This is a genomic window from Chryseobacterium sp. PCH239 (assembly GCF_018924625.1).
GTDB lineage: Bacteria > Bacteroidota > Bacteroidia > Flavobacteriales > Weeksellaceae > Chryseobacterium > Chryseobacterium cucumeris.
This window is the reverse complement of sequence record NZ_CP073027.1, coordinates 3842104-3864611: the sequence shown is the minus strand read 5'-3', so window position 1 is coordinate 3864611 and position 22508 is coordinate 3842104. Positions and strand designations below refer to the sequence as shown.

Below are 22508 nucleotides of genomic sequence, written 5' to 3'. Positions count from 1 at the left end.
CATGGAAGAATTACATTCAGAAACACAGCAGACAGAGCCGGAACCAGCACCCAAGATCATTGGCTTAACAGGCGGAATAGGTTCCGGAAAAACCACAGTAGCGCGATTTATAGAGGAATTCGGTTTTCCGGTTTATTATTCCGATGACAGAGCTAAAGCCATTGTTAATGAGAGTGAAGACCTGAAAACAAAAATCAAGGAACTTCTTGGTGAAGAATCTTATGATGAAAACGGGTTATATGACAGAAAATTTGTGGCTGATCAGGTTTTTAATAACAGAGATCTGCTTCAGCAATTGAATGAGATCATCCACCCCGCTGTAAGAATTGATTTTGAAAACTGGGTTAAGAAACAAAGCAAATATTTAGTTTTTAAAGAAACAGCTTTATTGTTTGAACTGAAACTTAACAGACAATGTTATAAATCTCTTCTGGTAACTGCCGAGGATAATATCAGGATTAAAAGAGTAATGGACAGGGATAATAAAACCTATCGTGAGGTAGAAGCTGTCATGGAAAAACAGATGCCTGAAAGGGATAAAATAAAAATGGCAGATTGTATTATCTATAACAATACCAATCTCGAAGAATTAAAAGAACAAACTGAAAAAGTAGTTTTCAGTATTGAATAAATAAAAACTCGTTAGAAGCTTTTCTAACGAGTTTTTTTCTGCAAAAAATAATTTCTGAGACATTATTCCAATGAGATAATTTAATAAAAAATAAGCCTCCAAAAATGGAGGCTTATTCTATGTGAAATTTAAATGACTTATTCTTTGATAAATTTCTTTTGGGTAGTATTACCGTTATCGTCGATATCAATTACATAAACACCGTTAATCAATCTGCTTACATTGATCTGGTTGTTTAGTAAGATACCGTCAGCAATTACCTGCCCAGCAGCATTGTAGATTTTGTATTTAGCTCTCTTGCTAACATTTTTCACAAACAATACTGAGCTTACCGGGTTAGGATAAATCATAACACTTGTCTGATCAATTGGATTAGCAACAGTCGGTTTAGAGATTCTTACCGTGTAATCCTCTACTTCTCCGTTTTTGAAGTCAGTACAGTTCACAGGGATACCGTCTCTAGACATCGCTACTCTCATCACTACATACTTATAATCTGTCATACTTACAAAAGCATCTGCAGGTACATTGAATTTACCTGAAACAGGGCTGTTTGAATTAGGTGAAGAAGTAAATACTCTTTCGTTGATGTCAAACTCTCCGTTTCTGTTGAAGTCAATCCAAACTGCGATTCCTTCATTGTAAGTAGTTCCTGTCCATTTTTTCTCAATGATGATCTCATTGTCAGTTGATCCCTGGATCATCTCGATAAATGTTTTAGGAACTCCAGTATAATCTGTATAAGTAGAAGCTCCGGATTCATTCTCCATTGTTTTCTTACCTGTAGGCTTCACAGTAACTTTAGAGATATGCTCTCCTGTAGAGTTTTCACCTTTCATCTTACAGTAGATTACTGTAGGTGTTGTAAAGTAGTAAGGAGGAGTATAGTTTCCTGGCGTACCGTTACAGATATTCACTACCTGCATTTCATATTTTGTTAATTCTGTAAGACCTGTCAATACAAGGTTATTAACTAATGATGGTACTTCTGTCCAACTTGGAATACCTACTTTTCTATATCTAAGAACATACGTTGCTCCCGGGAACGGATCCCATTGAATTGCCGCTGATGTAGGAAGCAATTGAGTAATTGTTAATCCTGGAGGCGGAATTTGGCATATTCTTTCTGTAGTAAATACTTTAGGGTTAGAATATGGATTCAATGTTGTTTCACCATTACACTGGTTAGCAATCTGTACTTCATAAGTTGTATATGGCTCTAAAGGAGTTGCACTTCCCAATACATAAGTATTTGCAGGAGCTGCTGGTAAACTTATAGTTGCCCATGTAGTAGTACCTACTTTTCTCCATCTCATTGTATACGTAGAGCTTGCTGCAAGCGGAGCCCATGTAATCAATGCTGTTGTTGGAGTAATGTTACTTACTGTTACATTTGGAGGAGTAGGATCACATCTTGTAGTGAATGTCTTGATTGGTGTTGCTGTTCCAACGATATCTCCACAAATTGCTGCTACCTCTACTTCATAAGTAGTTGCTGGTGTCAATCCGGTGATTACTAACGGAAGGTTACCCAATTGTGCTGAAGCATATACTTGCGTCCAAGCTGTTGTTCCCTGAGCTCTGTATCTCACCACATAGCTCACTCCTGCTCCCGTGATGGTAACAGTAGCTGTTGTATGTGTAGTTGTAAATGTTGGAGCGTTAGGAGTTGCATTACTACAAGGTCTGATTCTTACTCTATAATCTTCCACTTCCCCATCCACTGCATTCTGGCACATTACTGGAGCATTTGTACGTTTTAATACAACTCTCATTGTAGTTGTCAATGGTCCTGTGTAAGAATTTGAAGGAACAGCAAAAGTAGCCGTTACCGGAGTAGTTGTATTGGCTGGAGAAATTAAAATTCTCTCGGCATCTGTAAACTGTCCGTTTCTGTCAAAGTCGATCCATGCTGTTACAGCATCGTTACCTGTGGCACCTGTCCAACCTTTCGCTACAGAGATTTTATTATTCTGAGAATCTACATCTAAAGTTATAAGCGTCTCCGGAGTAGTATAGCTGGTATAATTGGTTTGTACCGAAGTATTATTCATTGGTGGCACTCCAAGGTTCGAAGAGGTAACTGTTACATTCGAAATATGGTCATTTGTACCGGTACCTGTCATTTGACAGTAAGTCAATGGAGGTGTTGTGAATGTTACTGATGAGGAGTAAGATCCTGTAGAACCATTACAAGTGGTAGAAACCTGAACTTCATAATTGGTCTGCTCAGTAAGACCAGTAATTCCGTAGAAGTTCTGACCAGCAGGAACTGTAGCGGTTTGCCAGGCTCCACTTGGAGCAACTCTCCATCTGATATTATATGTAGCACCAGCGGTAGCAACCCATGATACAGTTGCTGTAGTAGCACCAATATTATTTACTGTAATATTTGTTGGAGGAGCTGTTGAACAAGGCTGAGCATCTACAAATTTTACTGCATAATCTTCTACTTCTCCCTGAGTGAATGTTCCACATGGATTAGCATTATCAAAATATCTCATTACTACACGCATACGGGTAGGAAGATTTCCTGTATACACGTTACCACTTGCCACCGTAGGTACTGCAAAAGTAGCTGTTACCGGTGTAGTTGTATTATAGGTTGTATTAAGAATTCTCTCGCTGGTTTCAAATGTTCCGTTTCTGTTAAAGTCTACCCATGCTGAAACTGCATATGAAGAAGGAGAACCCGGCCAGTATTTGTTTACAGAAATTTTATTATTTGCAGAACCTCTTTCAAAGATTACTACTCTTGTAGCATCCGCTGTATAATCTTTGTAATTGTCAGATCCGGAATTACTCATCATAATAGGAGTATTCGTAGGAGTAACAGTTACATTATTAATATATCCGCTTGTTGCAGTATTACTTGTAGGACCTGCTGTACAATAAGTAAGTGCAGGTGTTGTAAAGGTAACGGTTGGTGAGAATGCCCCTGTAGTACCTCCACAAACAGTAGCAACCTGTACATCATATGCAGTCTGCTCCAATAATCCTGTAAGTAATTGGTTACTGATTAATGGTGTATTTACTGCTATCTGCTGCCATGCTCCGGAAGGAGAAACCCTGTATCTTACTATATAAGTAGCTCCTGTAGTAGATGTCCAAGTAACATTCGCTGAAGAAGGAGTTACGTTATTAACCATAATATTAGATGGCGGCGCTGTAGAACATCCTGCCAAATCGATCAGTTTCACAGCATAATCTTCAGTTTCACCGTAAGAGTATGTTCCACAAGCATTAATGGGGCTGTACTCGTTTAATACAACACGCATTTTTGTAGTCAGGTTTCCTGCGTAGGCACCACCGGCAGCAGTTGGTACTGTAAATGTAGCGGTAACCGGAGTTGTTGTATTACTTGGTGAAGTAAGCACTCTTTCAGTTGCTTCAAAAACACCATTACGGTTAAAATCAATCCAAACTCCAGTCAAGAAGCTGTATTGATAACCTGGCCACGTTTTTGAAACTGAAACAGTAGCAGTTCCCCCTCTTACCAAAGTAACTACTCTCGCAGGATCCGTACTATAATCTGTATAACCACTCTGACCAGAGTTACTGTACATGGATGGGGCTCCTTGTGCATTAACAGAAACCTGATTGATATATCCATCAATAAAAGTACTTGTCGCAGCGGAATTACAATAAGTGAGTGCTGGAGTTGTAAAGTTGGTGCTGGAAGAGAATGCTCCCTGTGAACCACCACAAACAGTGGCTACCTGAACTTCATACTGGGTCTGCTCAGTTAATCCGGTAATAAGCTGGTTTCCGACCAAAGGAGTTGTAACATTGATTGTTATCCAAGGGCCACCTGATACAGGCCTGTATCTTACCACATAAGTGGCTCCTGCAGAAAGATACCAGCTCACATTAGCAGAAGTTGTTGTAAGGTTTGAAACTGCAATATTAGTAGGCGGAGCCGCTGAACAAGCTGAAAGCGGTTGGCTTTCCAACTGTATTCTAGGAATATCTGCGAGTCTGTCTTTTGCAGAAGGAGGTGCTGCAGGATCTGGATTTGCAGTATCCTCATAATAGATGATCCCTCGGTTGGCCCCGGCATTATAAGATCCCCAGGCCGTACCTGGTGAAGATGCATAACCTGGAGTTTTTTCATTGACAGCAACCACAAGATTGTCTGTTCCATTCCATAAAAATGGAGTAGCCAATTGAAGAGTTACCCAGTTTCCATTTGATAGGGTAGGTAAATCTCCGGCATACACCTGAGTCAGTGAACTTAATGGAATCCAGTTTGTATTGGATGTAAAGTTATTCTGGGTTGTGTTTCCCATATATACCACCCAATCCTTATATACAGCCTGAGAGGTTGCGACGGTGGTAGAATAAAACTTTATAGCTGTGATATAGTTCGACGTACCAATGGCCGTCGTAAGTTCCGCAGCTGTATAAATCTGCTGGGAATAACTATACCCATAATAGGAACGTATGGGGAGATACACAGAGGTACCCGTTCCTGTCCCGATCTGTCCTGCCTGAGCCGAGACTTTGGATACAAAGCCTGTACAAATCAAACAGAGAAACAGAATTAAAGAGGTAAAGAATTTCTTCATAATGTTTTCATTATAATATTAATCACACAAATCTAATCATTTTTTATTATTAATTTATAAGTACATTTATGTTTTTTTTATAAAAAAATAACAAATTTATTACTTATGCTCTAAATAAAGAAATCCCCGGGACTTCCCGGGGATTTACTAATATTTAAAGGTTATCTTTATTTCTTGATAAATTTAGATTTGAATTGTTCAATTCCTTTATCATCTATTGTAATAATATAACCACCTTTAACTAAAGCTGAAACATTAACCTTTCCATTATTGATATTTCCTCTGTCTACTAATTGTCCAGCTGCACTATAAATCTTATAAGTTGCTTTATCTGAAACTTTAGTAATATTCAGAACATCAGTTGCAGGGTTTGGATAAATCTGAATACCATTATTTTTAACAGTACTTTCAGAAGTAGCAAGGTTACCTGTAATCACTACGTTATAATCCTCAACCTCACCATCGAAAAGTTCATCACAAACATAATCTGAAGGTAATGATAAACCAACGTTACCACCTCCAGTTCCAGCACCTACATAGAATGCTACAACTCTCATTCTTAACGGCTGTCCTTCTACTGCATTCGCAGGAATTGTAACGTTCCCACTTACTACAGTTGATGGCTGCGTTAATGTTACAGGATAATTCAATACTCTTTCTGAATCACTGAAAACACCATCTTTGTTAAAGTCTATAAATGCAGCTACCGTATCATAATCAGCACTACCGGAGTTCCCTACGGTAACAGACATAGGGTAAACATTCCCTTTTGTTAAGTTAATTTGAAGTGCTGTATTTGTTGTATAGTTTGTATATGTACTATTTACAGAAGTGTTATTTACATTTGCAAGTGTCACATTGGCAATATACTCATAGTCTGAACTTGTTGAAGCAGCTGCGCAGTAAGCAAGTGCAGGTGTACTGAAGTTTACGGATGCAGAATATGTTCCTACTGTAGTACCACAAACTAAAGCTACCTGAACTTCATACGTTGTACCATCAATTAAGTTACTTAAGTTGATTGAAGGAACTGCTGTATCAGCTTCAGTCCATACAGTTGTACCTACTTTTCTGTAACGTACTTTATAAGTTGCGCCTGTATAAGACATCCAAGATACACTTCCTGAAGACACTGTAATGTTACTTACAACAACGTTGGTTGGAGCAGCACTGCTACAAGCAGATAGAGGTGCAATACTTACAGGTCCTACCGCATAGAAAACATTTCCTATTGAAGAAACTCTTACTTTAATTGTCTGACCGTTCAATGAAGAAGGGAAAGTGAAGTTTTCAGATCCGTCATTAGGTGTTGATGCTGATAATACCGTCCAGGTTGTTCCGTTATCTGTAGTGTAATCAATTTTTACATTAGCAACATTATAAGGAGCTGCATTGGTATTGGCAACAATCCATTGAACTGGAGTTGGAGTATTCACATCAGCATATTGGTTAGCTAATCTGAAAGGACCATTATCTCCTACAACAATTGTCTGAACTTTAAAAGCAGATTGCTGTTGAGCTACATTGGAATTATTATCTCTTACCGTTAATGCAAAATTTGTAGTTCTTGCCGTAGTAGACACTGCCTCCCAAGTATTGTTTGCATTATTTAATACTCCGTTCATTACAGACGTAAATTTCGGGAAATATCTTGTTGGGCTTGCGTTTGGAGCAGCAGATCTGAATGAAGCTCCTGATGTTGTGTTTCCTAAGTTATATTTATCAATAGAAACCAAGGCATCATCTACCTCTTCCCAGGAATAAGTCATTGGGTCATTTTCAGGATCTGTAGCACTACCCGTCAAAGCAAAAGCAGTACCTTTTGGTATAGTATATGTTGGCAGATCAGCAATTACCGGTGGGTTATTGGTAATTGTAGTTTCTACGTCACAAGTTTTTGCAATTAAGTTTGCTTGTACCTGACCGATACTTGCTTTATGGAAATAAGGATCAGAGTTTTGCTGAACATCTGTATCAGGACCGGTAATACCAGCATATCCCATAATAGTAGTTCCAGAACCAGGTTCCATATTTACTCCACTTCCTTCAAGATTATGAGAGAAAGTATGATTAGCTCCTAACTGGTGCCCCATCTCATGGGCTACATAGTCGATATCAAAGCTATCGCCTGATGGAATTCCATTCGCAGGAGAAGTATATCCTGAACCTTTTCCTTTAGGAACTGAAGTTGTAGGATTAATACATACACATCCGATACATCCGGCGTTTCCTCCACCTCCAGATTTACCGAATAAGTGTCCGATATCATAGTTGGTATTTCCAACATTGGCTGTCAAAGCTGATTGTAACTGCGCGTTCCACGCTCCCTGTGCTCCGGTTGCAGCTGCAGAATATGGATCAGTAGCAGGATCAATATAAATTACATTAGGAAAGTTCTGTAAATTCAAATGCAATGCAAAGTCTTTCTCAAAAACTCCATTTACTCTGGTAAGAGTATTATTGATAGCAACAAGTGCAGGAGCTCTTTTCTGATCATCCGTAGCAGTAGCAGGTACACCAGCAAGTCCCATAAAGTATTGCGTATACTCACCTGTAACAGACATTGCCAGTCTCATTGTTCTGTATTTCTTATCAGAACTTTTGTTAAAAGTTGTCGGCTGATTAGTGAACGACTGTCCATTTTTTAATAAAGCATCTATTTCCTTCTTAGCAGCAGGAGATTCTTCTGTAGAACACAAGAAACCGTTCTTTTCCTTTTTTGTTTTAGGATGAACAGCATACACTGTTTTATCTGCGGCTGTAGGGTCTATAAATTCATATTTATCTCCATGGATGATCATTGACTGAAAATCATTAGGAGCGATACTGAATCTTAAGTATTTGGTAGGGTCATCGACACTAGTTCCAACATAAGATCCTAATTCATACTTGTCTGCCAGTTCTTTTACAACTACTGGAAAACTATATACATTAAACCTTTCAATCTTCCCGCTCATTGTAGGAAGAGAAATTACTACAGGAGTGGAATTTGCTCCCATTTCCTGTGCATTCTTCAGCTGAGATCTTAGTAAGTTCAGGTCCAGTTTATAATACCCGTTACTTCTTACATTAGATTGATCTACTCTAAATCCTGTACTTCTTTTGTTATCGTCTCCTTTTTTAAGAGAGGTGGGTGTCCATTGGCCGAACACTGCTCCTCCTATAAAAGTAAACATTAAAGCAGTAAATACTTTTTTCATAAATTAAAACACAATTATAATTTCCGCCAAATATAGCTATTTTATAAATCATACAAATGAAATAACTTAATATTTTTAATATTATACACCTAACAAACATATTCATTAAAAAAATACAAATCAAAGAATATGATTAATTTTATATTCTATATATTGTACAATTCAAGGATTATCATTTATAGAAATTATAAGTAACATTCATTAAAAAAAACACAAACTTTAGAACAATCTAAAGTTTGTGTTTTTTATATTTTAAACGCTAAGAGCAGTTATTTCTAGAACTTATAAGCAATATTCCATGCAAATCCCATATTAAACTTTGAGGAACTTTTTCCGAACCCGGGAACTATCATCGGAGAGATGTCATCCTGCTTGGTAGTGTATACCATATATCTTGGCTGAAGATTCACATCTATATAAAAATTAGAGCTGAATAACTGTACTCTACCTCCAATAGTTCCCTCCAGCCAAAAAGAAGACTGCGAGGATGAAGGAAATGCTTCAGAAGAATTACTTCCTCCAAATCCACGAACAGGAATCGCCATATATTCCTGATTATAGAATGATCCTGCCACTTTTCCTCCGGCATAAAATCCGTTGAATTCATTTTCAGCATCTTTTGCAAGCATATAGAATGCACCTAACTTCACGAAAGGTCCGTTTGCCTTAGCATCATAGCCATTTTTCTGATATACGTTTTTCTCAAAACCTGCTTCTGCAATAGCATGAACATTTCCTTTGATCTTGGAGGAAATAAATCCCTGATACAGTTTTCTATCTGAAAAAAATCCGGCTCCGGTATTCAATACATCAAGGCCAACCATAAAATTAGGTTCATATTTTTCCTGAACCTTCTTCTCTGCTTCCTTTTTTTGTCTTGTGCCCAACTTATTATTCCAAATAAACTAAAAAGAAAGGTAAAGATTAGTCTTGTCTTCATTTTCTATTTGATTTTGTCCGACCTCCACTTTCTGAACTGGATCCGGAGTTACTAATTCTGAAGTTAAATTCTCGTAATACTTTTTGATTCCGCATCCGGGAGATACATAGGTTGACTTCGTTGTATAATTAATTCTTACTTTAGATTCCTTCCCCTTTTTAGTAAGTTTAAAATAAACGTCTGTATAAGGTGAATTGTCTACCCGTAGAGGAATTAACCTTGAATCAGTCTTTACAGCGACTCCGAGATCTATCTTTCCTGCACCATAATCTACTGCAACATAGAGTGAATCCAGAGTAGTCTCTTTTCCACTATCCTTATCTCTGTAGGCCACCTTCATTCTGGGAGTTCCTTCTCCGCTTTCACAAATATCATCGTCACCCCCACAGGAAACAAGCATTCCTAAAAAGCAGATCGCTATAAGAAATTTAAAGTACTTCATATTAAGATTTGAAATTCAAATTTAAATAAATTTATTTTTTAATCAGTAATGCAATGTTCTCAACATGGTGTGTTTGTGGGAACATATCTACTGGTAAGATCTTTACTAAAGTATAATGGTCTTTCATTAAAGCAAGATCTCTTGCCTGTGTAGCAGAGTTACAGCTTACATAAACTACTTTTTCCGGTGAAAGCTTAAGAATCTGCTCTACAACCTTCTGGTGCATCCCGTCTCTTGGCGGATCTGTGATTAATACATCTGCTTTAGGGTGGCTGGCCATGAATTCATCATTGAAAATGTCTTTCATATCTCCACAATAGAATGTTGTATTTGTTAAACCGTTCAATGCTGCATGCTCTATTGCTGCATCTATTGCTTCCTGTACAGATTCTATTCCGATTACCTGTTTTGCATTTCTCGCTACATACTGAGCAATTGTTCCTGTTCCTGTATAAAGGTCATATACTACTTCATCACCTTTCAGGTCTGCAAACTCCAGTGTTTTTCTGTATAATTCCAACGCTTGTTTGTAATTGGTCTGGAAGAATGATTTTGGTCCAATCTTAAACTTCAGCCCATCCATTTCTTCCATAAGATACCCTTCTCCGAAATATACGTTGATATTTAAATCATAGATAGAGTCATTCTGCTTAGGATTAATGGCATATACCAATGTTTTAATCTGTGGGAATTTTTCTAATAAGAATTCAAAAAGTTTCTCTCTGTTTTCTTTTTCTTCTCTGTAAAGTTGGAAAAGAATCATCCATTCTCCATGAGAGTTCTGTCTCATCATTAAGGTTCTTAAGAAACCTTCCTGATTTCTCACATCAAAGAAATCCAGGCCAGTATTAACACCATATTCCTTTACAGCCAGTCTAATAGCATTAGAAGGATCTTCCTGAAGGAAACATTCTTTCAAATCAAGAATTTTGCTCCACATTCCGGGAATATGAAAACCTAAGGCATCTTTGCTCCCGAAATTTTCTTCGGAGCTTATTTCATATTGAGTAAGCCATCTCGCATTGGAGAAGGAAAACTCCATTTTATTTCTGTAAAAATATTGTTCTTCAGATCCTAGAATCGGAACCGTTTCAAAGTCATCAATTCCTCCGATCCTTTTGATATTATTATAGACTTCTTCCTGTTTAAAATCAAGCTGTTTTTCATAGCTCATATTCTGCCACTTGCATCCTCCGCAAGTACCAAAATGAATACATTTAGGCTCAACTCTGTACGGTGATTTTTCAAGTACTTCAATGGCTTCGCCTTCATAGTATTTAGACTTTGCTTTTTTCACTCTCACATTCACAATATCACCTGGAATTGCGCCTGTTACCATTACCGTTTTACCTTCCTCTGTTTTTCCTATTGCCACGCCTTTTGCTCCGGCTGTCAACAATTTTATATTTTCAAGAGTTAGATCTCTTTTTTTCTTCCTACTCATTCTAAAATTTTCTATTTTCCTAATGGGAACTTTTACGTTCCGGTTTGCAAAAATACAATAAAAAAAACCTTATCCGAAGATAAGGTTTCTATACTGTGTTAAAGTTTATTATTTTGTTGGAGCCGGCTGTGGATTTGCTGGCTGTGGCGCTTGTTGCATTGCAGATGGATCAAGCTGTAATTGTGGCTGCATTTGTGCATTTGGATCTACCTTCGGAGCTGAAAGACCTGTTTGTTTATCCAAAATAGTCACTAGTTCCTGCTCACCAAGGTTTACGAAAGATCTGCTGGCAATTTTACCATCTTTATCGATAATGACAAAGCAAGGTAACTTGAACCCGTATACTCCATATTTCTTAGCGATGTCAGAGTTCAATCCTCCTTCTCCATAAACATTCACTCCCTGAATTCCTTTTAATAAAGAATTGCTTGTCTTAATGAATTGATCTTTTGTATCGTCTACGTTTACAAATACAAAATTCATTTTAGACTTATAAAAGTTTACCACTTCTTTTAATACAGGTACTGTAGCTTCGCTAATGTAAGGATTCCATGAAGCATAGAAGAACAACATATAAGGTTTTCCTTTGTTTTCAGAAAGTTTATATGTTTTTCCGTCTTGTTTTGCTAACGCTGCTTCAGGAGCTGTCTCTCCGATTTTAAGTCCTGTAATAGCTACCTGCATTTTTAAAAGGTCACTTTTAATCGTAGCATCTTTAATATCTGAATCGATGATCTTTTTAATCTTGTCAATATTGGCAGCTGGAGTTGTTGGATGAATATCAGCCTGAGCCATTACAAATGCAAGAAGATAATCTTTTGCAGTTTGAGATAAATCTTTTTTTGTTTTTAAATACTGGGCGAACATCTCAGAAGTTGTAATCCCTGTTTTTCCTTTGCTGTTTGCTTCAGCATATTTCTGGAAATCAGGAGTCATTTTTACAAGAAGATATTGTCTGTAAAGAGGAATAGTTTTTACCATTCCATCTTTGTCTGTTTCCAGCTGAGTTTCGTAATCTTTGAAGGCCTTAGAAGCTTTGAAAGATGGGTTCCCAGACATTGGACCGTGAGACATTTCATAGTTGGCAAGCAAGTTAAGAATGGTTACTTTCACATCGTTTTTCTTCCATTCCAAAAGTCCTTTGCTTGGATTATTTTTCTTGGCAAGATCATCTACATTTTTATTAATATCTGCTTCAATTTTATGCATACCTTTCAAAAATGCAGCTTCGTCACCACCCATTAATACAGGTAAATTAACTTTACCTCCATAGTCTGCCAAGAACTTCATACTTGCCGTAAGGAAGTCATTATTCTTTTTAGCATCTCCGGTAATCACATATTCATTTGGGAAAGTAGCTCCGTTTCCTGAGATATTTACTTTTTGGCCACCTTCAAGATAAATCAGGCTTTGTCTGCCCGCGTAATTGATTACGTACATTCCATCTTTAGGAGCGTCAAAATTCCCTGAAAAGTTTCCGTCTTTATCAAGACCTATATTAATCAAAGGCAGGGTTCCTACTCCTGAAGCTTCTACAAATTCAATTCTTTCTAATGGTGAGCTTCCGGTAATTTTTCCTTTTACTTCTACTTTTTTTGAACAAGACATCACAAAGAATGTGATGATAAACAATAAAAGATATTTTTTCATTTCAATTTTTAATATTACACAAAAATACGCTTTTTAGGGCTTGCTAATTCACACTAATTATTTTTTTTAAAAATTTTATTATTACCATTAAAAAGAGATATTCCAATTATTGGAGATCATCTTTTTGGAGGTAAAAAGTATTTGAAAGTTTTTTCAGAAAACGATTCAATTACCTTCCAAATATATACTTAATAAATAAAGAATAACGAAGATCAGTTAATAAGTTAACAAACTTTAACAGGGTTAACTTTTCCATAAAAAAATCGCCTCCAAAAATGAAGACGATTTTCTATGTATTTGAATCAATTCTATCCTTGATCTACAAGAGCAGCCATGTATTCTCTGTTCATTCTCGCAATGTTTTCAAGAGAAATACCTTTAGGGCATTCTACCTCACATGCTCCGGTATTTGAACAGTTTCCGAATCCTTCTTCGTCCATAGCTTTCACCATATTCAGAACTCTTCTCTTAGCTTCTACTCTACCTTGTGGAAGTAATGCGTACTGAGAAACTTTTGCTCCAACGAATAACATTGCAGACCCGTTTTTACATGTAGCTACACAAGCTCCACATCCGATACAAGCTGCAGCATCCATTGCTTTATCTGCATCTTCTTTGGGAACAGGGATAGCGTTAGCGTCCAGTGTATTACCGGAAGTGTTCACAGAGATGAATCCTCCTGCTGCCATTACTCTGTCGAATGCGCTTCTGTCTACCATCAAATCTTTGATTACAGGGAAAGCAGCACTTCTCCAAGGTTCAATAACGATCGTCTCTCCATCTTTGAACATTCTCATGTGAAGCTGACAAGTTGTAATACCTGTATCAGGTCCGTGAGCTCTACCATTGATATAAAGAGAACACATACCGCAGATTCCCTCACGACAGTCGTGGTCGAAAGCGATTGGTTCTTTTCCTTCGTTAATTAAATTTTCGTTCAGGATATCTAACATCTCTAAAAATGAAGAGTCTGTAGATACATCTGATATTTTATAGGTCTCAAACTGACCTTTAGTTTTACTATTTTTTTGTCTCCAAATTTTCAGCGTAAGATGTAAGCCTTTTTTTGCACTCATAATGTTATATTTATAGGTTGGAGATTATTTATAACTTCTAGTTTTAACCTCGATGTTCTCGTAGATCAGTTCTTCTTTATGCAACACTTCCGCGTTGATATCGTCTCCCTGATATTCCCAAGCTCCGACGTATTTGTAGTTTACGTCGTCTCTTTCCGCTTCTCCGTCCGGAGTTGAATGATCTTCACGGAAATGTCCACCACAAGATTCGTTTCTGTGCAGTGCATCGATAGCCATTAATTGTCCAAGCTCAAGGAAGTCTGCTACTCTGAATGCTTTTTCAAGCTCAGTGTTCATTCCTTCTCCTTCTCCCGGAACTTTTACGTTTTTCCAGAAATTGTTTCTTACTTCTTCAATTTCCTTGATCGCTTCTCTTAACCCTTCAGGAGTTCTTCCCATTCCTACTTTATTCCACATAATGTTTCCTAACTGTTTGTGGAAATAGTCAACAGAATGAGTTCCTTTATTGTTTAAGAAGAAATTAATTTTCTCTTTAATTCCTTTTTCAGCCTCGTCAAATGCTGCTGAATTGGTAGGAATAGCTCCTGTTCTGATATCTGCAGAAAGGTAATCTGCAATCGTGTAAGGAAGTACAAAATATCCATCAGCAAGACCCTGCATCAATGCAGAAGCACCCAGTCTGTTTGCCCCGTGATCTGAGAAGTTAGCCTCACCGATTACGAAACATCCAGGGATTGTAGACTGAAGATTATAATCAACCCAAACACCACCCATTGTATAGTGAACTGCAGGATAGATCTTCATTGGAGTTTTGTAAGGATCATCAGCGGTAATTTTTTCGTACATTACGAATAGGTTACCATACTTCTCCTCAACCCACTTCTTACCAAGATCATAGATCTGCTGATCTGTAGGGTTATGAATATGTTTTTCGATAGCGGCCTCTTTACCTTTTTTCATGATCTCTGTAGAGAAATCAAGGTAAACACCTTCTTTAGTATCATTATTTTCAATTCCGTATCCGGCATCACATCTTTCCTTAGCAGCTCTTGAAGCAACGTCTCTAGGTACAAGGTTACCGAATGCAGGATATCTTCTTTCCAGATAATAATCTCTATCTTCTTCTTTAATATTTTCAGGTCTTAATTTACCTTCTCTGATCGCTACTGAATCTTCAATTTTCTTAGGAACCCAGATTCTTCCTGAGTTTCTTAATGATTCAGACATCAAAGTCAGTTTAGACTGCTGTGTTCCGTGAACAGGAATACAAGTAGGGTGAATCTGTACGTAGCATGGGTTTGCGAAGTAAGCTCCTTTCTTGTGGATTTTCCACGCAGCAGAAACGTTAGATCCCATTGCATTGGTAGAAAGGAAATATACGTTTCCGTATCCTCCTGAAGCAATTACCACTGCGTGAGCAGAGTGTCTTTCAATTTCTCCTGTTACAAGGTTTCTTGCAATAATTCCTCTTGCTTTTCCGTCAACAATAACAAGATCCAACATCTCATGACGGTTGTACATCTTGATTCTTCCTTTACCGATCTGACGGCTCATTGCAGAATAAGCACCTAATAATAACTGCTGTCCGGTTTGTCCTTTTGCGTAGAAAGTTCTTTTTACCTGAACCCCACCAAATGAACGGTTATCCAACTGACCACCGTAATCTCTTCCGAAAGGAACCCCTTGGGAAACGCACTGGTCAATAATATTTGCAGAAACTTCAGCTAATCTGTAAACGTTAGCTTCTCTTGCTCTATAGTCACCACCTTTGATGGTATCGTAGAATAATCTGTAAGTAGAGTCACCATCTCCCTGGTAATTCTTAGCTGCGTTGATCCCTCCCTGAGCTGCAATCGAGTGAGCTCTTCTTGGAGAATCCTGATAGCAGAATGCTTTTACGTTGTATCCTTGCTCAGCTAATGTAGCTGCAGCAGAACCTCCTGCCAAACCTGTACCTACAACAATAATATCAATCTTATCTCTGTTGTTTGGTGCAACAAGGTTCATATGGTCTTTATGATTTTTCCACTTGTCTTTAAGAGGACCCGCTGGAATTCTTGAATCTAATTTACTCATATTAGTATATTGATATTATTGAGTTATAAAATGGAAAACTGCTACGATGATGAATCCTGCAGGAATAAGAATTGAATACCATTTCCCGAAAGCTTTGATCACCGGCGTATATTTTGGATGTCTGGCACCGATAGACTGGAATGAAGACTGGAATCCGTGAGCTAAGTGTAATCCTAACAAAACAAAAGAGATTACATATAAAGCCACTCTCCAAAGGTCAGCAAACTTTTCATGAAGCTCAGGCCAGAAACGTTCTGCATCAGGAGTCAATCCCTCTACATACTTGTAATTCATTTCGTGTAGCCAGAAATCATATAAGTGAAGCGCCAAGAAAGCTAAAATAACAGCTCCTGAAATAATCATATTTCTGGACATCCATGAAGAATTCACTGATGCATTGTTTGCTGCATACTTTACCGGACGCGCTTTATTATTCTTGATCTCAAGCACAAATCCCATTACAAAATGGAAAATTACTGCAAAACCAAGAATAGGCTGCATTAAGAACTGCACAAAAGGATTATAGCCCATAAAGTCAGATGCTGTATTGAATGCATCCTTGTTTAGAACTGATAACAAATTGGTTGTCAAATGCAGTATAAGAAAAATCAGCAAAAATAGAGCTGATAATGCCATAGCGTATTTTCTACCTATCGTAGAACTCGTTAAACCTGCCATATAAGTTTAAATTTGAATTTCCACAAAATTAAGAAAGTTTAACAATATCGAAAAGTGAGAAATCTCACAAATAGACAGTTTGTAATCTTTCTAAATAAGATTTTCATCCATTATAAATACAGGAAAATGGCTAAATTCAGAACCATCATTTCAGATCATAAATCTTATTCCTGAAAACTACTTTTTGAATGGAGGGTGACAAGGTTTTTATCTCAAAATGATCTACTCTTCTGGAAGCACAATATGGATTGACTATATACTGTAAAATCTTCGTCTTATTTTTCATATCCGAAATCCAGAAACAGACTCGGTCACCATTTTTCACTGAAAAAATTTTGTTTCTGTTAAAATGAAGAACCAATATCTCTTCCTTCCGATTTTCAAAAGCTGTGATTCCGTTTCTTATCATGAGAAATAGTATTGTTGCCATCATCAGCCTCATCGTATTTTTCGTATTGAATTTCAGTATCGCAGCTCTTAGTAAATAGACAAACATTGATACGGATATCACTTCTATCCCATTCATTGGAATATTTTCAAAGAACAGCACATCCACTTCAGCAAACCAATGGATCACCTTCAGTAAAACCTGAATAATCTCATCATACAGACCATTTATAAGTTCAAAATCAATCCCAAAAGAAATAAGAACTGTTATTAAAAAAGAGAAAATAATAATTACTTCAGAAAAAGGAACAATAACAAAATTGGCAAGGATTGATATCAATGAAAACTGATGAAAATAATACAACACCAGAGGTAGAGTTACCAACTGTGCGGATAAAGATATTGTAATTGTGTTAAACAAGAGTTTTTTAATATAATTATTCTGTTTTGGGAAGTATTTCAACAAAGGCTGATTCAGCCAATAAATGCCTAAAACAGCCGAAAAGCTAAGCTGAAAACCTACATCAAAAAGCTGTTGCGTATCTCCGATTAAAATAAAAAAAGCAGACAGGGCCAGTGAGTGAAGCAAATCCGTCTTTCGCTGAAGCAAAACAAAAATGAAATAAACACTCAGCATAATGCAAGATCGTAATACTGAATTCCCAAATCCAATAAAAGCGGCGAACAACCAGATAAAAATCAAACTAAAAATAGCAGCATATTTTCTGAATTGTAAAGGAGCAAACCGAATCAGAAAAAAATAGAATATCCCAAAAACAACCACAATATGAGTTCCGGAAATAGCAAGAAAATGAACCAGCCCTGATCTATTGAAATCTCTAACAGTACCCGTGTCAATCTCTGTTCGGTCTGCCAGAATAATACCTTTTAGAAATTCTTTAGTTTTCTCAGAAATTTCTGTTTTATCTATTTTGTTAAGAACCTCAAACCTATACTGCCTAAGCTGATCTGCCCACTTTAAATCATTCCGTTCTGCAGATATAATTTCTTTTGAAAGATAAACCTGGTAATCAATATGTTTTCTTTTCAGATATTGAGCATAATCAAATTGAAAATCATACGATGGAACCTGAGGTTGTGTAATGTAAGCCTCAGCTTTGTAGTAGTGAATAAAATCCAGCTCTTTACTCTCTTTTGGAACATAAAAAATTGAATTGAAACATGCATTATCTGACTGTGCAATGCCTTCATATTTTCTATATTTTTCCGAAGAATTTAATTTCTGAGAGATCTTAAATGAAATCGTTTCATGCTTCTTCACCAAATGCTTACCAACTAGTGAAGAAGTGTTATAGAAATGAAGAACAATTCCTGCTCCGAACAGCAGAAGCATCAGGAAAACTGTTTTGGTTTTATGCAGAAGATAAGAATGAAAGCAGATTAAAATCAACAATATTGAGCAGGTCATTCCAACTCCACCAACAATGGTCTCTGGCAATACCATTTTATCCTGAAAAAGAATTCCAAGAATAAAGCATATTGCCAGAATAAGAAGAGGCTGTTTGTTCAAAATCCATTAATTATCCTTTTAAAATAGGCAATGAATGGGAAATTCATGATCTCTTTAAAAACTAAATAAGCGCTCTGTCATCATTAAAAATGTTAACAGAACGCTTAATTTTTTTTCCTAAAAATTAGGATTAAAAGTATATTATCTCTTTTTCAAAAATTTATCCGTCAAACGCTTCGTTTCTTTGATATAAAATAAAGGATCTTTCCCATAATCTTCATATTTGAAATCACCGGCTTTTTTAGGAACAGCAGGCTCTATTTGTGTTCCTTCATGCCATTCGTTGAATGATGTAATGCCAATGAACTCCGGATTTACTTTAATAGCAGCATCAAACATTTTCTCATAATATTTTCCATTGTCTCTGCTTTTGAAGTTCGCTTCATTCCATGGACGGATTCTTGTATCGGAATAACCAGGACCCACACAAGGAATAAAAATCAGATGGTGATCTTTAGCGAAGTTTGCCATAAAATCCCAATTCGAAGTTGTACTTCCGTATACAAATCCTTCGCTGGCAAAATAGGTATAGAAACCATCGAAGCCTGTCGAATCAAAAAATTCAGCATCATCTTTCTCAACCCAAAGTCCGATATAAAGGGCATCTAAATCTGTATTTCTGACTGTTTTTTCTCCATTTGCGGATAGTATTTTCACCCATTCTTCTTTAGGTATTTTATAGCTATCATAGACATAAAACAGAGGTTTCCCTTCTTTTTTATAGAATGCATGATGATTAGAATACGTTTTTACCAGATAAGAAAGCTGCTCTTTTAATTCTGAAGTGTTTTTATAAAATGGCTCAATGTGAAATGCTATTTTTAAATCATACCGATCTGCAATATCCAGATATTTGATAAGGCTTTTATCCGTAAACGAATCTTTTCCCAGCCAGCTTACGACAACCACTCCTGCTCCTGAGTCTTTGATCATTTTCATATGCTGCTCGATGGTTTTCGGATCGTTGGAACTGTAATTGCCAAGAGCCGGATAAAAATTAGCTCCGATATCATCTCCACCTTTATGATGTCCCAGATTGTTCCACTTCGGATTGCTCCAGTGAGGAAGGATCTCATGATTCCAATGCTGATACTCTCCATCTGTTGCAGGATTGGCGTACCAGCCGTAATAAAATATCTGGACTTTATCTCTTACACTGCTCTGCTGGGCAAAACTGTTTGTGAAAAACAAAGTAAAAGTCAGTAACAACAGAAAACGGTTACAATAATTCATAGTTAAAAAGTAGATTAATAATCAGAAACTCAATACAAACTACACTTTCAATATCACCTCAGCAGCATGATCGCTGGCTCCTTTTCCGCCAAGCTTTTCTCTGAGAAGATGATAGTCATTCATAACCTGTTCCCTTTTCTCTCCTGACAAAATTTTATTGAGCTCTTCAACCAGATTTTTGGTATTCAGATCATTTTGAATCAATTCTTTCACCACTTCTCTGTCCATAATCAGATTAACCAGAGAAATATAATTGATATTTTTCACCAATCTTTTAGCAATAGCATAGGAAATTTTACTTCCACGATAGCAAACTACTTCAGGTATATTCAACAAAGCGGTTTCCAACGTAGCTGTTCCGGAAGTCACCAAAGCAGCTTTTGAACATCTTAGCAGATCATAGGTTTTATTAGAAACAAAATGAACATTATCATCTACATATTTCTGATAAAATTCTTTTGGAAGACTTGGCGCACCGGCAATCACAAACTGATAGTTTTGGAACTGCGGTCTTACGGAAAGCATTATTTCAAGCATCTTTTCTACTTCCTGTTCTCTGGAACCAGGGAGCAATGCAATGATTTCTTTTTCATTCAAGCCATGCTCCGATTTGAAACGTTCAATACTTATTTCCTCAAGGTCTGAAATAGCATCCAGCAAAGGATGACCTACAAAATGGGAGTGAACTCCATGTTTTCTGTAAAAGTCTTCTTCAAATGGAAGGATGACCATCATTTCATCCACATATTTTCTAATAATCTCTACTCGGCCTTCTTTCCAAGCCCAAAGCTGGGGAGAAATATAATAAACAACTTTGATTCCCAATTCCTTGGCAAATCTGGCAATTCTCAGATTAAATCCAGGATAATCCACCAGGATCAAAACATCAGGCCTGTTCTTCTGAATATCCTCTTTACAGAATTTAATATTATTCAGAATAGTACGGAGATTCATCACCACTTCCAGAAATCCCATAAAAGCAAGATCACGGTAATGCTTCACCAACGTTCCGCCTTGAGCTTTCATCAGGTCGCCACCCCAAAATCTGAATTCCGCTTGGGGATCCTTGTGTTTTAAGGCTTTCATCAGATTGCTTCCATGTAAATCACCGGAAGCTTCTCCTGCAATAATATAATACTTCATTTCTATAGTAAGGATAGAGAACAAATTAAGACAGATATGATCTTAATTCGTAAATTTGTTCAAAGATAATGATAAAAAATGTCAGAAGAATTTGAAATCCGGAATAAAGTTGCAGAAAGCGGCCTTATCAATTTTGACCTTACCACTTTACTGCCAAAAGGGGAAAGAAAAGGTATAGACCTTAAAGATTTCCTTTTTCAGGAATTGATCCTGAAAGAAAAAGATTTCCGCGAAAAGGTAGATGCTATCGATACGGAAAAATATAAAGACGCTTACGTATATATTTACAATTCTGTAGACACTATTATTCCTCTATGGGCTTATTTTGTTTTAACAGCAAAAATTACCGATGTAGCAAAGAAAGTAGTTTTTGGAAACCGCGAGGATCTGGAAGTTATTTTAATGCATAATGCCATCCAGACTCATGATTTTGAAGAAATGAGAGGAAAAAGAGTACTGGTGAAAGGATGTTCAGATAAAGAAATTCCTGAAAATGCTTATATCGAATTGGTAGAACAGCTAAAGCCTATTGTAAAATCTCTGATGTTCGGAGAAGCGTGTTCAAACGTTCCTATCATTAAAAACTAAGGTCTTCTGAAAAACGCTCAGAAACTTTAACAATAATTATGAAGGGCGGTGATTTTGTGAGGCATATTTTTTGATAACTTTGGTGTACTTAATACTAAATAAACACAAAAAATGAGTTTAATTGACCTACTTACAGGGAACACAGGCAATCAGGTTGCTGAACAGGCTGAAAACAAATTCGGAATCAGTAAAAACCAGGTAATTGCCCTGTTAGCTGTTGCTACCCCTCTTATCATTTCTTATCTTAGAAATAAATCTCAGGATGCTAAAGAAGCAGAAGCTTTAAATAATGCTTTAGATAAAGACCACAACGGAAGTATTTTAAATGATGCTTCACAAATTGAAGCAAGACAGGCTGAAGGAGGATCTATTCTTGATCATATCTTCGGTGGGCAAAAAAGCACCGTTGAAAACCAACTGTCACAGAACACAGGAATTTCAATAGACAAAATTGGTCCTATCCTTGCGATGCTGGCACCTGTAGTAATGGGTTACATCGGACAGCAGAAACAACAGAGCAATGTAGGAGCAGGCGGCCTGGGAGATCTTTTAGGAGGGATCCTTGGTAATGCTTCCAATCAGGCACAAGCTCAGCAGTCTAATCCTTTGAATGACATTCTTGGAAGTGTTTTAGGAGGTGGCGGACAATCACAATCATCAGGAAATCCACTGAACGATATACTGGGAAGTGTATTGGGTGGTGGTGGAAACCAACAACAAGGCGGCGGCGGTTTAGGCAGCATCCTTGGTAATATTTTGGGAGGTAAATAATTAATTTAATTTTCATAAAAAAGACCGGAGATATGATCTTCGGTCTTTTTATTTTTGATTACTTTTTAGATTTTTCTTCAGAAGCTGCAAAAGATTTTGAGGCTTTCTTAGGTCTTCTTTTACCATAACTTCCTGAATTGATTTTCCCTCTTCTAGATTTTTTGTCTCCTTTTCCCATAGTATTATGTA

The 22508-nt window shown here is 37.0% G+C and carries 16 protein-coding genes; 3 read left to right on the top strand and 13 right to left on the bottom strand.

The window, feature by feature from the left end; translation table 11 throughout:
- The first annotated feature begins 1 nt into the window (after position 1).
- Positions 2 to 631 (top strand): dephospho-CoA kinase, encoded by a 630-nt coding sequence (gene coaE, locus KBP46_RS17825; protein ID WP_216443816.1) that lies wholly within the window; start codon positions 2 to 4, stop codon positions 629 to 631.
- A gap of 137 nt (positions 632 to 768) precedes the next feature.
- Here the strand turns inward: coaE and KBP46_RS17820 are convergent, their stop codons facing one another.
- The 12 genes from KBP46_RS17820 to lpxB all read right to left on the bottom strand — a co-directional run bounded on the left by KBP46_RS17820 (position 769) and on the right by lpxB (position 20960).
- Complete coding sequence (locus KBP46_RS17820) at positions 769 to 5199, bottom strand: GEVED domain-containing protein (protein ID WP_216443815.1); 4431 nt, start codon at positions 5197 to 5199, stop codon at positions 769 to 771.
- Between the two features lie 167 nt (positions 5200 to 5366).
- Entirely contained in the window at positions 5367 to 8399 is a 3033-nt protein-coding gene (locus KBP46_RS17815) for a reprolysin-like metallopeptidase (protein ID WP_062675790.1), read from the bottom strand.
- A gap of 275 nt (positions 8400 to 8674) precedes the next feature.
- Positions 8675 to 9286: a DUF6048 family protein gene (locus tag KBP46_RS17810; protein WP_253297075.1), complete on the bottom strand. Its 612-nt coding sequence runs from the start codon at positions 9284 to 9286 to the stop codon at positions 8675 to 8677.
- A gap of 18 nt (positions 9287 to 9304) precedes the next feature.
- A complete protein-coding gene (locus KBP46_RS17805) occupies positions 9305 to 9781 on the bottom strand; it encodes a DUF6452 family protein (protein WP_216443814.1) in 477 nt (158 codons plus the stop codon).
- A gap of 31 nt (positions 9782 to 9812) precedes the next feature.
- Positions 9813 to 11225, bottom strand: coding sequence for a 23S rRNA (uracil(1939)-C(5))-methyltransferase RlmD (rlmD, locus tag KBP46_RS17800; RefSeq protein WP_216443813.1), 1413 nt, complete (start codon positions 11223 to 11225; stop codon positions 9813 to 9815).
- A 108-nt stretch (positions 11226 to 11333) separates the two neighbouring features.
- Positions 11334 to 12875, bottom strand: coding sequence for a TlpA disulfide reductase family protein (locus KBP46_RS17795; RefSeq protein WP_062675786.1), 1542 nt, complete (start codon positions 12873 to 12875; stop codon positions 11334 to 11336).
- 308 nt (positions 12876 to 13183) lie between these two features.
- Positions 13184 to 13951, bottom strand: a complete 768-nt coding sequence (locus tag KBP46_RS17790; RefSeq protein WP_062675785.1) for a succinate dehydrogenase/fumarate reductase iron-sulfur subunit — start codon at positions 13949 to 13951, stop codon at positions 13184 to 13186.
- A gap of 24 nt (positions 13952 to 13975) precedes the next feature.
- A complete protein-coding gene (locus KBP46_RS17785) occupies positions 13976 to 15988 on the bottom strand; it encodes a fumarate reductase/succinate dehydrogenase flavoprotein subunit (RefSeq protein WP_120232739.1) in 2013 nt (670 codons plus the stop codon).
- A gap of 15 nt (positions 15989 to 16003) precedes the next feature.
- Positions 16004 to 16666, bottom strand: a complete 663-nt coding sequence (locus tag KBP46_RS17780) for a succinate dehydrogenase cytochrome b subunit (RefSeq protein ID WP_062675783.1) — start codon at positions 16664 to 16666, stop codon at positions 16004 to 16006.
- Positions 16667 to 16811: 145 nt separating this feature from the next.
- The gene (locus KBP46_RS17775) at positions 16812 to 18584 is read right to left on the bottom strand and encodes a ComEC/Rec2 family competence protein (protein WP_253297074.1); all 1773 of its coding nucleotides are present in this window, start codon (positions 18582 to 18584) and stop codon (positions 16812 to 16814) included.
- 141 nt (positions 18585 to 18725) lie between these two features.
- Positions 18726 to 19817: a glycoside hydrolase family 99 protein gene (locus KBP46_RS17770; protein WP_216443812.1), complete on the bottom strand. Its 1092-nt coding sequence runs from the start codon at positions 19815 to 19817 to the stop codon at positions 18726 to 18728.
- 39 nt (positions 19818 to 19856) lie between these two features.
- A complete protein-coding gene (gene lpxB, locus KBP46_RS17765; RefSeq protein ID WP_216443811.1) occupies positions 19857 to 20960 on the bottom strand; it encodes a lipid-A-disaccharide synthase in 1104 nt (367 codons plus the stop codon).
- Positions 20961 to 21038: 78 nt separating this feature from the next.
- Between lpxB and KBP46_RS17760 the strand changes: the two genes are divergently transcribed.
- Positions 21039 to 21548, top strand: coding sequence for a DUF2480 family protein (locus KBP46_RS17760; protein ID WP_120232735.1), 510 nt, complete (start codon positions 21039 to 21041; stop codon positions 21546 to 21548).
- A 111-nt stretch (positions 21549 to 21659) separates the two neighbouring features.
- On the top strand, positions 21660 to 22319 hold the full coding sequence (locus KBP46_RS17755; protein ID WP_034693065.1) for a DUF937 domain-containing protein: 660 nt from the start codon (positions 21660 to 21662) through the stop codon (positions 22317 to 22319).
- A gap of 58 nt (positions 22320 to 22377) precedes the next feature.
- Here KBP46_RS17755 and KBP46_RS17750 read toward each other — a convergent pair whose 3' ends face one another.
- Positions 22378 to 22497 carry a 30S ribosomal protein THX gene (locus tag KBP46_RS17750; protein ID WP_065119703.1) on the bottom strand — a complete coding sequence of 40 codons (120 nt, stop codon included), beginning with the start codon at positions 22495 to 22497 and terminating at the stop codon, positions 22378 to 22380.
- Between the last annotated feature and the right edge of the window lie 11 nt (positions 22498 to 22508).